Here is a 15,334-nt window from a genome sequence, read left to right on the forward strand (position 1 = left end):
CTCAGGCCTGACCCAGAAGCTGAGTGCGCGCATCTTCTGCCTGCACGACCTCGTCGGCCGGAATGTGGAAGTCGCGATCGTAGTTGAAGGTGTGGATGATCACGGCGGCCAGCACGCCGACGAAGGAGAGCGCCGCCAGCCACCAGATGTACCAGATCAGCGCGAAGCCGCAGATCGTCGCGAGGCCTGCGATGATCACGCCAGCCCCGGTGTTCCTGGGCATGTGGATTGGCCGGAAGCCGCCGAGCGGGCGCTGATAGCCGCGCTTCTTCATGTCGGCGTAAGCGTCGAGGTCATGCACGATCGGCGTGAAGGCGAAGTTGTAGGCCGGCGGCGGCGATGAGGTCGACCATTCCAGCGTGCGCCCGTCCCAGGGGTCGCCGGTCGTGTCGCGCAATTGCTCGCGGCGCAGGATGCTGACGCCGATCTGGATCAGGAAGCAGGCGATGCCGAGGGCGATCAGCACTGCGCCGAACGCCGCGATCACGAACCAGATCTGCAGCGAGGGGTCCTCGAAGCGGCTGAGCCTGCGCGTCACGCCCATCAGGCCGAGGATGTAGAGCGGCATGAAGGCGACGTAGAAGCCGATCACCCAGAACCAGAAGGAGAGGACGCCCCAGAACCGGTCGAGCTTGAAGCCGAAGGCCTTGGGGAACCAGTAGGCGATGCCGGCGAAGACGCCGAAGACCACGCCGCCGATGATGACGTTGTGGAAATGGGCGATCAGGAACAGGCTGTTGTGCAGCACGAAATCGGCCGGCGGCACCGCGAGCATGACGCCGGTCATGCCGCCGATGACGAAGGTGATCATGAAGGCAAGCAGCCACATCATCGGCAGTTCGAAGCGGATGCGGCCGCGATACATCGTGAACAGCCAGTTGAAGATCTTCGCCCCGGTCGGGATCGAGATGATCATCGTCGTGATGCCGAAGAAGGAGTTCACGCTGGCGCCCGAGCCCATCGTGAAGAAGTGATGCAGCCAGACCAGGTAGGACAGGATGGTGATGACCACGGTCGCATAGACCATCGAGGCGTAGCCGAAGAGGCGCTTGCCGCAGAAGGTCGAGGCGACCTCGGAATAGACGCCGAAAATCGGCAGGATCAGGATGTAGACCTCCGGGTGGCCCCAGATCCAGATCAGGTTCACGTACATCATCGGGTTGCCGCCGAGATCGTTCGTGAAGAAGTTGGTGCCGACATAGCGGTCGAGCGTCAGCAGCGCGAGCGTCGCCGCCAGGATCGGGAAAGTCGCGACGATCAGCACGTTGGTGCACAGCGACGTCCAGGTGAAGACCGGCATCTTCATCATGTCCATGCCGGGCGCGCGCATCTTGACGATGGTCGCGATCAGGTTGACGCCGGACAAGGTCGTGCCGATGCCTGCGATCTGCAGGCCCCAGAGATAGTAGTCCATGCCTACCCCGGGCGAGTAGGCGGCCCCCGATAGCGGCGGATAGGCGAGCCAGCCGACCTTGGCGAACTCGCCGATGAAGAGCGAGGCCATGATCAGCACGGCGCCGCCGACGGTCATCCAGAAGCTGAAATTGTTGAGGAAGGGGAAGGCGACGTCACGCGCGCCGATCTGCAGCGGCACGACATAATTCATCAGGCCGGTGACGAAGGGCATCGCCACGAAGAAGATCATGATCACGCCATGGGCGGTGAAGATCTGGTCGTAATGGTGCGGCGGCAGGTAGCCCTCATTGCCGGCGAAGGCGATTGCCTGCTGGCCGCGCATCATCAGCGCGTCGGCAAAGCCGCGCAGCAGCATGATGACGCCGAGGATCATGTACATGATCCCGATCTTCTTGTGGTCCACGCTGGTGAACCAGTCGTGCCAGAGATAGCCCCAGAGCTTGTATTTCGTGATCAGCGCCACCAGCGCCAGCCCGCCGAGCAGGACGACGGCGAAGGTCACGACCAGGATCGGCTCGTGATAGGGGAACGATTCGAGGGTGAGGCGTCCGAAGAGGAACTTCCACCAGTCGGGATAGGAGGTCATGTTCGCCTCGTCTCGCGGCTCAGTTGACGGCGCGGGCGGTCACGCCCGCGGCGCCGTAGACATCGGTCGGCGTGCAGATCGCCATCACGAACGGGCGCGGCGGCAGCGGCTGCCCGCCGCGGCGCACGCTCTTGTCGTATTCGAGCGCTGCGACGGTATGAATACCCTCCTTGCCGCCACCCCCCTTGGCGTCCATCGCCATCATGTCGCGCGTGCACATCTTGGCGCGGTCGACGCACATGTTGAGGATGGCGCTGAACAGATCGGACGGGATGTCGCGGAAATAGCGGACCGCCTCGCGCTCGCTCGGCCGCTCCAGCACGAGATATTCGTCGCGCCCGAGCGTGCTGCCGCTGCGGATCGCGCCCTGGACCCATTCGCCGAAGGCTGCGTCGGTGACGCCGCGGAAGCGGAAGCGCATGTCGGAGAAGCCTGCGCCGCTGTAATTGGCCGAGAACCCCTCGAATTCGCCGGGATGGTTGATCACCGCGTTGAGCTTCGTCTGCATGCCCGGCATGGCGTAGATCTGGCCGGCGAGGGCGGGGATGAAGAGCGAGTTCATCACCGCGGAGGAGGTGATGCGGAACTCGATCGGCTGGTCGACCGGCGCCACCACCTCATTGAGCGAGGCGATGCCCTGCGCCGGGTAAAGGAACAGCCACTTCCAGTCGAGCGCCACGACCTGGATCACCAGCGGCTGCTTCCTGATCCCGCTGCTGCCGGCGCGCGCCTCGACGATCGGCTTGCCGGGGGCGATGCGGTTGAGCGGCCGGTAGGGATCAAGCAGATGCGTGCCCATCCAGGTCATCGCGCCGATGACGACGATGATCAGCAGCGGCACCGACCAGATCACCACCTCGAGCGGCAGCGAATGGTTCCAGTCCGGATCGTAGTCAGCCTTGGCCGAGGCACGGTAACGCCAGGCGAAGAAGATCGTCAGCGCCATCACCGGGATGATGATCAGCAGCATCAATGCTGTCGAAGCGAACAGGAGGTTTCGCTGCTGCAGTGCGATGTCGCCGGACGGCGAGAGCAGCACCCACTGGCAGCCGCCGAGAAGGGCAATGAGCGGCAGAACCGCTATGACGCGAAAGATCCGCAAGAGAGTCGAAGCCTCCCCGATCAGGAATAGCGGTTCTCTAGGTCCATTCTTTCAAGCCGCACATCGGACAATCTGTCCCAGCGAGGCAGTTTGACGGGTTGCTTTGATCCACCGTATCCATTTGTCAGAGGTGCGGGCAAGTCCGGACTCTCCGGGCGCCCGCCAGCTTAGGAATCCGCGGCCATGAGCGCTGACGCGACGGTCCAGTCATCAGGCCATCTGGCGGAAGATCACGGGCGGGACCATGTCAGCCCCGCCGATATCGCGCTCGGCGTCATCATCGGGCGGACTTCGGAATATTTCGACTTCTTCGTCTTCGGCCTCGGCTGCGTGCTGGTCTTTCCCGAGCTGGTCTTCCCCTTCGTCGATCGACTCACCGGCACGCTCTACAGCTTCGGCATCTTCGCGCTGGCCTTCGTGACGCGCCCGCTCGGCTCGGTGCTGTTCTTCGCGATCGACCGCCACTACGGCCGCGCGACCAAGCTTACCGTCGCGCTCTTCCTGCTCGGCGGCTCGACGGCGGCCGTCGCCTTCCTGCCGGGCTACCAGACGATCGGGATCTGGTCCTGCGTCATCCTCACGGCCTTCCGCCTTTTGCAGGGTATCGCGCTCGGCGGCGCCTGGGACGGGCTGTCCTCGCTGCTCGCCCTCAACGCGCCCGCCAACCGGCGCGGCTGGTATGCCATGCTGCCGCAACTGGGCGCCCCTTTCGGCTTCATCCTTGCCGCCGGGCTCTTCGCCTATTTCGAAGGCGCGCTCGGGAAGGAGGATTTCCTCGGCTGGGGCTGGCGCTATCCCTTCTTCGTCGCGCTGACGATCAACGTCGTGGCGCTGTTCGCGCGCCTGCGCATGGTTGCGACCCATGAATTCGCCCAGCTGATGGAAACGCGCGAACTCGTGCCGGTACCGGTGTCCGAGCTCATCCGCGTCCATGGCCGCACACTCGTCCTCGGCGCCTTCGTGCCGCTGGCAAGCTTCGCGCTCTTCCACCTCGTCACTATCTTCCCGGTCAGCTGGATCAACCTCTTCACTGACCGCTCGGTCTCGGAGTTCCTGCTGGTGCAGGCGGCCGGCGGCGTGGTCGGCGCCGGCGCGATCGTCACCTCCGGCCTGATCGCCGACCAGATCGGGCGCCGCAACACGCTGCTGCTCTCCGGCGCGATGATCGGCCTGTTCAGCCTGTCGAGCGTCGTTGCCCCGCTGCTCTTCGGCGACAGCCTCGCCGGGCAGACGATCTATGTGATCATCGGCTTCGGCCTGCTCGGCCTGGCCTATGGCCAGACTGCCGGCGCAGTCGCGAGCAGCTTCGGCCCGCAATATCGCTATACCGGCGCGGCGCTCACCTCCGATTTCGCCTGGCTGCTCGGCGCGGGCTTTGCGCCGCTGGTCGCGCTGACGGTGTCGAGCACCTTCGGTCTCGCCTGGGTCGGCATCTACCTGCTTTCGGGCGCAATCTGCACGCTGGCGGCGCTGGCGATCGATCGGCGGTCGGAAGCCCGCTACGAGTGAGATGGTTTGCCCGAGGGGATGGCTTTCCTTGGGCGGCGGTCGGTTCGTTTATCCCGTGCTGCTCAGGAAAAGCCGGATCTCGTCGGCGAGCCAGTCTCGCACCGCGCGCACCTTCGGATGATCTTGGGTCCCGGGGCGATAGACCAGATCGTAGCCGCGCTCGGCCTTGAGCTTCAGCTCAGGGAAGGGCGCGACGAGGCGTCCGGCGGCGAGGTCCTCAGCCACGAGCACGCTGCGGCCCAGCACGACGCCTTCGCCGCGCAGGGCGGCTTCGATCGCGAGGCTGCCATGGCTATAGGCGGGGCCGCGACTGCGCAGCTTGGCCAGGCCTGCCAGCGCGAACCACTGTTCCCAGTTCGCCAGCATGCGGTCCTCATGCAGCAGAGTGCAGCGCGCGAGTTCCGTCGGTGACGACCAGGCGCCGGTCCTGCTCCAGTAGGAAGGGCTGCACATGGGCGTGACGGTCTCGTCGAGGATCCGTTCCGCGACCGCGTTGGGATAGTGCCCGGTGCCGTAGCGCACGGCGGCGTCGATACGCCCATCGGCCAGATCGACATTGATGTCGGTGACGTCGAGATGGACGTCGTAGTCCGGGAGACGGAGCATCAGCCGGTGCAGGCGTGGCGCCAGCCATTTGCTGGCCAGCGACACGCTGGTGCTGAGCGTCAGGCGCGTCGCGGCGTTCAGGCTGCGCAGGCGTTCGGCTTCCCTGGTCAGCTCCGTGAGATTCCGGGTCACGACAGGGAGGAATTCGGCGCCCGCCTCGGTCAGCACGATCCGCCGGGTCAGGCGCTCGAACAGGGCGAGGCCGAGATGCGCTTCCAGCGTCTTGATGTGGCGGCTCACCGCGCCATGGGTGACGTTCAGTTCCTCCGCCGCCAGCGTCATGCTCGACAGCCGCCCGGCCGCCTCGAAGGCGCGGAGCGTCTGTAGGGGCGGAAGGCGGTCGAGCGGTGACATGACGTGTGAGTTTGGCTCACTCATGATGTGACGACAAATGGTTTGTCGGAAGCCGGTGGAAGACCTACAGGCTGCAACGATCTCATATGTCGCCGCGACGCCTCCAACACGCAGACACGCCCATGAGCCAAACGGCACTGGCCACTCGCTACAGCCCCTCGGTCGGCAGCTTCGCGGCGATGCTGCTGCTCGCGCTGATGTGGGGCGTCTCGATTCCGATCACCAAACTCGGCCTGCTCACATTGCCGCCGTTGACGCTGACCGCCTTGCGTTTCGGGATCGCCTTGCCGCTGATGTTCCTGCTCGTCATCGGCAAGCAGCGCCTGCCGCGCCGCGCGCTGCCCCGCGTCGCGGCGCTCGGCGTCCTCGGCATCGGCATCGGCCAGGTGGCGCAGACTTTTGGTGTCGTCGGCACCTCGGCCTCGGTCGCGACCATCATCTCCGCGACCATCCCGATCTTCGTCGTCGTCTTCGCCGCCGCGCGCTTGCGGCAATCGGTATCGAGTCTCCAGGCGCTGGGGCTGCTGGCCGCCTTCGCCGGCATCGCCCTGGTCGCCTCCGGGCGCGGCGATGCGGCCATCGCGACATCGCAGACCACGCTTGCCGGCGCGGCGCTGGTTCTGCTCTCAGCCGTGACCATCGCCTTCTACTATGTCTGGAGCGTCGAGCTGACCGAGCAATACGGCACTGCGACTGTCGCGGCCTGGAGCACCGTCTTCGGCTTCCTTGCGCTCCTGCCCTGGACGGCCTGGGAGATGGCGCATGTGCCGTTCCAGGTGACGGCTACGGGCCTCGCCACGGCGGTCTATCTCGGCCTCGTGGTAACGGTGGCGGGCCTGTTCCTCTGGCTGCATCTGCTGCGCACGGTGCCGGCGCGCATCGCCGCCGGCATCCAGTATCTGCAGCCGGTCGTCGGTGTCGCCGCCGCGGCCGCCATGTTCGGCGACGAGCTCGGGCTGTTCTTCGTCCTCGGCGTCCTGCTCGTGCTCGGCGGCCTTGCGCTCACCGTCACCGAGCGGCGCAAGGCGGCAGCGTAGCTCGCCCGCCTCAGCTCTCGAAATAAGCGGTGTTGCGCCCGCCGATGACGATGTCCCAGCGATAGAGCGCTTCGCCGTTCGGACCTTGCCCTGCCAGGTTGCCGAAATGGCGCGGCTGGGCTTCGCCGAGCAGGATGAACATCGGGTCGCGGGCAAGATGCGGATCGCCCGCGAAATACATCTGGGCGATCAGCCGTGCCGAGCCGCCGCGAATCGAGACATGGACATGGGCGGGGCGCCAGCGGTCGATATCCGGCCGCGCCAGATAAGAGCCCGGCATAATGGTGCGGAAGCGATAGCGCCCGGCCTCGTCGGTCATGGTCCGGCCGAAGCCGAGAAAGTTCGGGTCGAGCCGCTCGCGCACCGGGTCCTTCACATGGGTGTAGCGGCCCCATTTGTTGGCGTTCCAGATTTCAACCAGGGTGTTGCGGACCGGGCGGCCGAACTCGTCGAGGACATGGCCGGAAATCTCGATGACCTCGCCTTCGGCTTGCGGCCGGCTGGGCGCGATCCGGGTCAGGTCGTTTTCGCCGAGCTTGAGCCCGGGCAGGTCGGTGACCCAGGGCACGAAGCTGCGCCGGGCCGCTTCCGGGATGAGATGCAGACGCTTGCTCGGCACGCGCCGTTCTGCCGCCCCGTCGGTGGGGCCCGGCAGCATCAGGCGACCGCGGTCGATGATCCGGGACATCGCTTCGCCTCCGCTCAGCTCGAAAGGTCGTCGAAGAAGGGCGTCTCGCCCGGGCCGCGCATCACGATCGCGATCTCGTAGACGGCAGGGCCGTCCGCAGAGGCCTCGACCCGCCTGGCGACCAGGCGCTCGCGCAACTCGACCGGCAGACTCGCGAGCAGCGGGTCCTGCGCATTCGCCTCCGGCTCGTCGTCGAAGAAGATCTGCGTGACCAGCCGGGTGATCCCGTCGGAGAACATCGTCACGGTGATGTGCGGGGCGCGGGCCGCCATGCCGCCCGCGGCAGGAAGCGCGCCCGGCTTGATCGTCCGGAAGGCAAAAGGCTCGGTCGTGGTGATCAGCCGGCCGAAGCCGTCGAAGAACGGGTCGAGCAGGGGATGGCCGTCATTGTCCGGCGTGCGCGGGATGCCGGCGGCGTTAGCCTGCCAGAACTCGACCAGCGCGTCGTCGACGATGGCGCCGTCGCTGTCGAGCAGGCGCCCGCGCAGTATGATCTGCTGCCCCTGCGGCCCGACACTCAGCCCGTAATGCAGGCGCGTCAGGTCGCTGCGGTCTCCGTCGATGAAGGAATAGGGATAGTACGGACCGACCGTGTCCTCGGCGAGCGGTGCGAGCCGGTTGGTGGTGACGGGCGCAGCGCTCATCGCGCGACCTCGATCGACGATTCCTCCGGCATGCCGTCCTCCTTGGTTCGATTTTGTTTATATACAAAACTTTGTTTAATCAACGTAGCGTGAGGATCAGGCCGCCGCCGAGGCCTCGGTCGCGAAGCGGCCGGGATCGAAAAGCGGCAGCTCCGGTTCGCGGCCGAGGATGAGGTCGCCCATCAGCGCGCCGATATAGGGGCCGATGGTATAGCCGCCGCGGACGCAGCCGAGCAGAAAAGCATTGTCGATGCCCGGCGCCGCGCCGGCGAGGGGATAGAAATCCGGCACATTGGCTTCGAAGCCGGTCCAGGAGCGCACGACGCGGAAGCGGTCGAGCCCCGGCACGGCGAACATGGCGAGCTGCAGGTTCGGCAACAGCGTCGCCGGATCGACCGAGCCACGGCCCTGATCCGGCGAGCCGGTGCCCTGCCAGCCGCCGCCGATCAGGACGCTGCCGTTCGGCTTCTGCTTCAGGGTGAGCAGGCCGGTCGCGTGGCCGATCACAGTGTCCACCAGCGCCGGGCCACGCTCGGTGACCGAGACGGTGTTGACGCGGGCACGGACGGGCAGGTCGAGCCCGAGCAGCGCGCCGGCGCTCTTCAGCCAGGCGCCACAGGCGAGCAGCAGCCGCGTCGCCCGAATGGTGCCGGCCGGCGTCGCAAGTTCGAAAGCGCCGCCGCTGCGGTCGATCGCGGTGACCGGTGTGCGCTCGCGGATCTCGACGCCGGTGGCGTCGAGCAGAGTGCGGTAGTAGGCGCCGGACAGGCTGGCATTGGCGTAGCCATCCTCGGCGCACCAACTCGCAGCGACGACCTTGCGCGACAGATTGGGCTCGAGCTCGGCGACACGCGCCGGCGTGATCAGCTCGATCGGCGCGCCGGCCTCGCGCTTCAGCGCCATGCGCTCGTGCAGGAGCTCGGCCTCGCGCTGGTTGAAGGCGAGGGTGATGCCGCCGGTCTTGTGGAAGCCGACGCGCTCGCCGGCCCGCTCCCAGAGTTCATGGCCCTTGATCGCATAGGGCATCAGCTTGACGCGCTTGATCTGCAGCGAGAGCGTGCCGGCATTGACGCCTGAGGCGCCGCTGCCGAGCGTCTGCTGCTCGACGACGACCGTGCGCATGCCGCCTTCCGCGGCGCGGCAGGCGGCGGCGCTGCCCAAGATGCCGCCGCCGATGACGGCGAGATCGTAGAGCGCGCTCATAGCGGGGCCGGGGCGGGAATGGGCAGGTCGTCATAGTCGAAGGCGCCGGTGATCGCCGCGAGCGGCACCGGGCGCAACGGAGGGCGCGCGCTCGGCTGGCCGATCGTCTCGCGATTCCAGCCGGTCGCGGCCGCGATCAGCATCGCCGCCGCCTCGCCACAGACGCGACCGCCGCAGGGGCCCATACCGCAGCGCGTCGTCGCCTTGAGATCGGCGAGTGTCCTGGTGCCGGCCGCGATCGCCATGTCGAGGGTGGTGCGGGTCAGGCCCTCGCAGCGGCAGACGGTCGTCTCGGCAGCGATCATCGCGGCGGCGCCGGGTGGCGGCATGGCGAGCGCCGACATCGCCGCGCCGAAGCGGCTCGATCTGTGCCAGGCAGCTTCGATCTTCGCAGCCTGGCTGGCGAGATCGCCGCCACGCCCGAGCCGGCTGTTAACGCCGAGCGCCGCAAGCTCACCGGAGAGCGGGGCGGCATCGGCCCCGCGCACGCCAGCGCCATCGCCAGCGACGAACAAGCCGGGCACGGAGGTCTGCAGCGAGGCGTCCACGGTGGGTATCCAGCCGCCCAGCTCCGGCTCGTAGCGATGCCCGGCGCCGAGCAACCGTGTGACCTCGGTGGAGGGCAGCAGGCCGAAGCCGAGGCAGACGGAATCGGTAGCGATCGTGTGCTTTGCACCATCAACCGGTCGCCAATCCCGATCGACCGGGCCGATTGTGACGGCTTCGACTCCAACAGTGCCGTGAATGGCGCGGATCGCCGCCCCCGAATGGATCGGAACCCGCGCCTTCAGCAGCGCGAGCAGCCAGCCCGCACCCTTGGCTATCAGATCGGGCCGCGCCAGCATCGCGCCGGCCCTGGCGAGCCAGCCGGTACGTGGCGCTGCATCAACCACGGCTGCGACCTCGCCGCCAGCCGCGACGATCTTGCTGGCGACGAGCAGGAGCAGGGGGCCAGAACCCGCGACGACGACGCGGCGTCCCGGTAGCACGCCATGGGCCTTGAGCAGGATGGTCGCGCCGGCGAGCCCGATCACGCCGGGCAAGGTCCAGCCGGAAACGGGGATGTGCCGCTCGATAGCACCGGCGGCGACGATGAGATTGGGCGCTTCGAGCGTCAGCGGACCGTCGGGACCGATCGCGATGACGGAGAAGCCCGGAGTCAGCGACCAGACGCGGTGGCTGGCGTAGAGAACGGCGCCGCTGGCGGCGAGCTTCTCCCGCAATTCGCCGCCCTTCGCCCGGTCGGCATCGGGCTCCGTTGCCGTCAGCGCAAGGGAGGGCGCGCGGTAGACCTGGCCGCCGGCAGCCGGTGCCTCGTCGATCACGGCGACGCGGAGGCCGAGGCTGCGAGCCTTGATCGCCGCGGCAGCCCCGGCGGGGCCGGCGCCGAGCACGATGAGATCGTAGTCGCTCACCGCACGCTCTCCACGACCAGACCCTCATGCACCGGCGTGCGGCAGGCTTCCGTCAGCCGGCCGTCGATCGCAACGACGCATTCCTGGCAGACGCCCATGAAGCAGAAGGCGCCGCGCGGACCGCCATCGTCGCGGCTGATACGGAGCGTGCGCCGTCCCTGCGCATAGAGCGCGGCGGCGAGCGTCTCGCCCTCCCGCGCGGTCAGCGTCTCGCCGTCGAAGCGGAAGCTGACCGTCCGCGTCCGGGCGGAGCCGATGCGCAGGTCGCCTGCCATCTCAGCGGCCGGGTAACAGGCCGAGTTCGTCGAGGGTGGCGCGGAGCTTGTCGAGCTGGGCTCCGCCGAGCGGCAGCAGCGGATCGCGTGGCACGCCGGCCGGTAGGCCTTGCAGATTGAGCGCCGCCTTGAACGAGGAGGGCCAGGTTCCGAGCGACATCAGCGTCTCGTAGACGATGGTCAGCTTCTGGTGGGCGTCGACATAATCGGCATCGGGCGCCTTGCGGCCGATCTCCATCAGACGGCCGGCGGTCTTGCCGAGCAGTTCCGGGCCGGTGGCGATGAAGCCGGGCGCACCGAGCGCACTGCCGACGAGGATGTAATAGGCCGGGCCGACCATCACCGCGATCCTGTCGCCCATGCGCCGGATCAGCCGGGTCAGATGGCCGATGTCGCGATTGGATTCCTTGATGCCGACGACCGGGGCGACGCCGGTGATCGCCTCGACATCGTCGATCGAGAGCTCGATCACGGCGCGGCGGGGCGAATTGTAGAGCACGATCGGCATGTCGACCGCCTTGCCGAGCAATTCGAAGCGCCGCAGCAATTCCTCGCGCGTCGTCTTCAGCACATAGGTCTGCGGCATCACCAGGATGCCGCTGGCGCCGGCATCGCGGGCAGCTTGCGCGTACTGGATCGTCTGCCGCGAGCCCGGCGCTGTGCAGCCCATCATCACCGGCACGCGGCCGGCGCTGCGCTCGACGGCGATGCGCGTCAGGCGGGCGCGCTCGTCGCGGTCGAGCGCCCAGCTCTCGCCGTTGTCGCCGGCGACGCAGATGCCCTGCGCGCCGATGCCGATCAGATGCTCGACGATGTCGGAGAACGCGTCCGCCATGATCTCGCCGCGCGCGTCGAAGGGCGTGACGATGGCCGGCACGAAGCCCCTGAGCGTGTCCTTCGTCAACATGGTCATGAGGATCGTCCTGAAGCGGAGCCTGCGAGAAGCGTGGCCATGGAAATGCGGAAGACGCTGCCGGTCTGCGCCTCGACGATGAACAGCGTCGATTGGTCGGGCGAGAAGGCGCAGGAGGTGGTCCAGAGCCCGCCCGGCGTGTGGATCACTGCGAGCGGATCGCCGAGGGCATCGACCAGATAGATCCGCCCGGCCTGGGCCTGGGCGATGGCGAGCCGGCCGGAGGCGTCGACCGCGAGCCCGTCCGGGCCGAGGCCGCCGGAGAGCTGCAGGAAGGTGCCGACCATCGGCCAGGCGGGATCGGGCGCCTCGGCCATGAAGCGCCAGACGGCATTGGCGCGCGTCGCAGCGAGATAGACCAGCTTGCCGTCCGGCGAGAGCACGATGCCGTTCGGATAAGGGACGTTGGCCAGGATCAGCTCGGGCTTCGTCTCGCTTTGGCGCAGCCGGTAGACCCGTCCGGTCGGGTCCGAGAGGCTGGTGCGGCCGGCATCGGTGAACCAGATGTCCCCGTTCGGCGCGATGGTGAGATCGCTGAGACCGCGGAAAGGCTCGGTGTTCACCCGCGCGCACAGCGCCGTCACGGTGTTCGCGGCGGGATCGAAGGCGAGCAGGCCGTGGCGGTAGTCGACGATCAGCCAGGTACCGTCGCCGCGCGGGCGCAAGGCATGGGGCTCGCCATCGTACTGGAAGGCGAGCTGCCAGCTGCCGTCCGGCGCGATCCTGAACAAGCGGCCATAAGGCACGTCGACCAGCCAGAGATGCCCGTCGGCATCGAAGCACGGGCCTTCCAGGAAGGAATGCAGGCGCTGGCCGGGCCGCGTCGTGCGGACCCAGTCGGTCGGCTCGCCGGTCCAGTGCAGATCCTGCGGCAGGCGGGTGAAGAGCTCGGCCTCGTGCCGGGGGAAGGCAGCGGCGATCATGCGATCACGCCTTGCGCTCTCAGGGCCTCGACCTCAGCCGACGAGCGCCCGATCTCGGCGAGGATGTCGGCGCTGTGCTCGCCGAGCCGCGGCGGGGGCCGGTCGATCGCCGGGCCGGCCGCGGCATAAGTGAAGGGTGCGAGCGGCACCGCGACGGGCGCGGCACCCAGCAAAGCTGCGTCGAGCATATGGAAGAAGCCGCGCGCGCGCAGATGCGGCAGGCGGGCGGCCTCGTCCAGCGTGCGGACGCGCTCGGCCGGGATGCCGATCGTGTGTAGATAATCCTCCCACTCCGCCGCCGAGCGGGTGCGCATGATCGGCACGAGCGCCTCGCGCATCATCCGGGAGGCTCCCCAGAGGTCCGGCCAGCTGTCGAGCGCGGCGAAGTCGGGCCGGCCGAGCGCCTCCCACAGCCGCCTGTTCTGTCTGGTGTTGAAGGCACCGAGCATCAGCAGGCCGTCGGCGGTCTCATAGGTGCCGAGCCCGGCCTCCTTCGGACGCGGCTGGGCCGGGCCTTCGTAGAGTGCGGCGGCGGCTTCCGGCGCCATCAGCGTCAGCGCCGTGTCGAACATGGCGCAATCGATGACCTGGCCCTTGCCGCTGGCTTGGCGCTGGAACAGGGCGGCCGAGATCGCGAAGGCTGCGGCATAGCCGGTGGCGTAGTCGATGAAGGAGGCGCCCGATTTCACCGGCTCACCGGAACGGCCGGTGGTGCGCGCCATCACGCCCGAGGCCGCCTGGATGACATTGTCATAGGCGTTGACCGCCTCGCGCTCATGGCCGCGGGCGAAGCCGGTGATCGAGCAATGGATCAGGCGGGGATTGCGGGCGCACAGGGCCTCTGCCCCGAGGCTGAGAGCCTCCAGCGCGCCGGCGCGATAATTCTCGACCAGCACATCGGCGCCATCGACGAGGTCGAGCAGGATCGTCCGGCCCTCCTCGGAGGCGAGGTCTAGGGCGAGCGAGCGCTTGTTCGAGCCCTGCACGAGATAGTTGATGCCGAGGCCGGCGGCGTTGAGGGCGCCGTCCGGTCCGCGGCCGCGCGCCGTGTCCGGCATTAGCGGTGGCTCGATCTTGACGACATCGGCGCCGAGCAGAGCGAGCTGATAGGCGCAGAACGGGCCGGCGAGCACATGGGTGAGGTCGAGCACCCGGATGCCGTGAAAGGGACGCTGCCGTGATGGGCTCAAAGATCGCGGGCTCAAGGCTCGACCACTCCGTTCTTGTTTCTCATACGAAAATGTGTTTTGCATATCAACATAATTCTTGTGGTTGCGGAGAGCGCCATGTCACAATCCAGCTCCCGGGCGAACGCGTCCGCGGTCCTTCATCGCAACCTCCGCAGCACGCCGCAGCTCGCTCTGGTGGGAGAGGGCGTCCACCTCGTCGATGCCGAGGGTAGGCGCTATCTCGATGCCAGCGGCGGTGCGGCGGTGTCCTGTCTCGGCCATGGTCATCCGCGCGTCACCGCGGCGATCATCGCGCAGCTCGGCAAGCTTGAATACGCCCACACCTCCTTCTTCACGAACGAGCCGAGCGAGCGGTTGGCGCAGATGCTGGTCGAGCGTGCCCCGGCCGGTTTCGGCAGTGGCCGCGTCGCCTTCCTCGGCAGCGGCTCGGAGGCGATGGAAGCGGCGCTCAAGCTGGCGCGGCAGTATTTCGTCGAGATCGGCCAGCCCCAGCGCAGCCGCTTCATCTCGCGGCGGATGAGCTATCACGGCAATACGCTCGGCGCCCTCGCGGTCGGCGGTCATGCCGGGCGGCGGGCGCTGTACCAGCCGATCCTGATCGAGACCTCGCAGATTTCGCCCTGCTACGCCTATCGCGACCAGCGCGATGACGAGACGGAAGAGGCTTACGGCCTGCGCGTCGCCGATGAGCTCGATGCCGAGATCCGGCGCCTCGGCCCGGAAAATGTTGCCGCCTTCATCGCCGAGCCGATCGTCGGGGCGACTCTCGGCAGCGTCACCGCCGTTCCCGGCTATTTCGCCCGCATCCGCGAGATCTGCGACCGACATGGCGTGCTCTTCATCGCCGACGAGGTGATGTGCGGCATGGGCCGGGCCGGCGCGATGTTCGTCAGCGCGCAGGAGGGCGTCAGGCCGGACATCATCACCATCGCCAAGGGGCTGGGGGCGGGCTACCAGCCGATCGCGGCGACCATGGCGAGCGAACGCGTCGCCGGCGCGATCGAGGCCGGCTCCGGCCTACTCGCCAATGGCCACACCTATATGAGCCATGCTGTCGCCTGCGCCGCCTCGATCGCGGTGATCGAGACGATCAAGGAGGAGGGGCTGCTCGACAACGTCCAGCGCATGGGCGCGCTGCTGTCGCGCCGGCTGAACGAGGCCTTCGGCCAGCATCCGCATGTCGGCGACATCCGGGGAAGGGGGCTGCTGCAGTCGCTCGAACTGGTCGCCGACCGCGACAGCAAGCAGCCTTTCGCGGCGAAGGAGGGGCTTGCCGCCCGGATCAAGCAGACGGCGCAGGGGCTCGGGCTGATCTGCTATCCGTCGAGCGGCACGGCCGATGGCGTCAACGGTGATCACGTCTTGCTGGCGCCGCCCTTCACCATCGATGCCGGCCATGTCGACGAGATCGTTGGGAAGCTCGGGGCGGCGCTCGCCGCGACCCTGCCGGCCGCCCGCAGCGCCGCCTGAGGA

14 protein-coding genes are annotated in these 15,334 nt (G+C 67.7%); 3 read left to right on the plus strand and 11 right to left on the minus strand.

The window, feature by feature from the left end; genetic code table 11:
* Position 1: 1 nt before the first annotated feature.
* Positions 2 to 2,002: a cytochrome o ubiquinol oxidase subunit I gene (cyoB, locus tag ACQKLX_RS08590; protein ID WP_427361167.1), complete on the minus strand. Its 2,001-nt coding sequence runs from the start codon at positions 2,000 to 2,002 to the stop codon at positions 2 to 4.
* Positions 2,003 to 2,021: 19 nt separating this feature from the next.
* Positions 2,022 to 3,104 carry a ubiquinol oxidase subunit II gene (gene cyoA / locus ACQKLX_RS08595; RefSeq protein ID WP_427361168.1) on the minus strand — a complete coding sequence of 361 codons (1,083 nt, stop codon included), beginning with the start codon at positions 3,102 to 3,104 and terminating at the stop codon, positions 2,022 to 2,024.
* Between the two features lie 183 nt (positions 3,105 to 3,287).
* Here cyoA and ACQKLX_RS08600 point away from each other — a divergent pair, with 183 nt between their 5' ends.
* Entirely contained in the window at positions 3,288 to 4,613 is a 1,326-nt protein-coding gene (locus ACQKLX_RS08600) for an MFS transporter (RefSeq protein WP_427361169.1), read from the plus strand.
* Between the two features lie 48 nt (positions 4,614 to 4,661).
* Here ACQKLX_RS08600 and gcvA read toward each other — a convergent pair whose 3' ends face one another.
* A complete protein-coding gene (gene gcvA, locus ACQKLX_RS08605) occupies positions 4,662 to 5,573 on the minus strand; it encodes a transcriptional regulator GcvA (RefSeq protein WP_427361170.1) in 912 nt (303 codons plus the stop codon).
* Positions 5,574 to 5,695: 122 nt separating this feature from the next.
* On the opposite strand from gcvA, the gene ACQKLX_RS08610 reads away from it, so the two are divergent.
* Positions 5,696 to 6,610 carry a DMT family transporter gene (locus tag ACQKLX_RS08610; RefSeq protein ID WP_427361171.1) on the plus strand — a complete coding sequence of 305 codons (915 nt, stop codon included), beginning with the start codon at positions 5,696 to 5,698 and terminating at the stop codon, positions 6,608 to 6,610.
* Positions 6,611 to 6,620: 10 nt separating this feature from the next.
* On the opposite strand, the gene ACQKLX_RS08615 is transcribed toward ACQKLX_RS08610, so the two are convergent.
* The 8 genes from ACQKLX_RS08615 to ACQKLX_RS08650 all read right to left on the minus strand — a co-directional run bounded on the left by ACQKLX_RS08615 (position 6,621) and on the right by ACQKLX_RS08650 (position 13,861).
* Positions 6,621 to 7,298 carry a dioxygenase family protein gene (locus tag ACQKLX_RS08615; RefSeq protein WP_427361172.1) on the minus strand — a complete coding sequence of 226 codons (678 nt, stop codon included), beginning with the start codon at positions 7,296 to 7,298 and terminating at the stop codon, positions 6,621 to 6,623.
* Positions 7,299 to 7,312: 14 nt separating this feature from the next.
* Complete coding sequence (gene pcaG, locus ACQKLX_RS08620) at positions 7,313 to 7,942, minus strand: protocatechuate 3,4-dioxygenase subunit alpha (RefSeq protein WP_427361173.1); 630 nt, start codon at positions 7,940 to 7,942, stop codon at positions 7,313 to 7,315.
* A gap of 96 nt (positions 7,943 to 8,038) precedes the next feature.
* Positions 8,039 to 9,145, minus strand: coding sequence for an NAD(P)/FAD-dependent oxidoreductase (locus tag ACQKLX_RS08625; RefSeq protein WP_427361174.1), 1,107 nt, complete (start codon positions 9,143 to 9,145; stop codon positions 8,039 to 8,041).
* On the minus strand, positions 9,142 to 10,560 hold the full coding sequence (locus ACQKLX_RS08630; RefSeq protein ID WP_427361175.1) for an FAD-dependent oxidoreductase: 1,419 nt from the start codon (positions 10,558 to 10,560) through the stop codon (positions 9,142 to 9,144). Before ACQKLX_RS08630 ends, ACQKLX_RS08625 begins: the two co-directional genes overlap by 4 nt.
* Positions 10,557 to 10,835, minus strand: a complete 279-nt coding sequence (locus ACQKLX_RS08635; protein WP_427361176.1) for a (2Fe-2S)-binding protein — start codon at positions 10,833 to 10,835, stop codon at positions 10,557 to 10,559. Before ACQKLX_RS08635 ends, ACQKLX_RS08630 begins: the two co-directional genes overlap by 4 nt.
* A gap of 1 nt (position 10,836) precedes the next feature.
* A complete protein-coding gene (locus tag ACQKLX_RS08640) occupies positions 10,837 to 11,748 on the minus strand; it encodes a dihydrodipicolinate synthase family protein (RefSeq protein ID WP_427361177.1) in 912 nt (303 codons plus the stop codon).
* Positions 11,745 to 12,671: an SMP-30/gluconolactonase/LRE family protein gene (locus ACQKLX_RS08645; protein ID WP_427361178.1), complete on the minus strand. Its 927-nt coding sequence runs from the start codon at positions 12,669 to 12,671 to the stop codon at positions 11,745 to 11,747. The genes ACQKLX_RS08640 and ACQKLX_RS08645 overlap by 4 nt, the downstream gene beginning before the upstream one ends.
* A complete protein-coding gene (locus ACQKLX_RS08650; protein WP_427361179.1) occupies positions 12,668 to 13,861 on the minus strand; it encodes a CaiB/BaiF CoA transferase family protein in 1,194 nt (397 codons plus the stop codon). Before ACQKLX_RS08650 ends, ACQKLX_RS08645 begins: the two co-directional genes overlap by 4 nt.
* A gap of 96 nt (positions 13,862 to 13,957) precedes the next feature.
* Here ACQKLX_RS08650 and ACQKLX_RS08655 point away from each other — a divergent pair, with 96 nt between their 5' ends.
* Positions 13,958 to 15,331, plus strand: a complete 1,374-nt coding sequence (locus ACQKLX_RS08655) for an aspartate aminotransferase family protein (RefSeq protein ID WP_427361180.1) — start codon at positions 13,958 to 13,960, stop codon at positions 15,329 to 15,331.
* Positions 15,332 to 15,334: the final 3 nt, after the last annotated feature.

The organism is Allobosea sp. NPDC003192 (assembly GCF_050275675.1).
Taxonomy (GTDB): Bacteria; Pseudomonadota; Alphaproteobacteria; order Rhizobiales; family Beijerinckiaceae; genus Allobosea.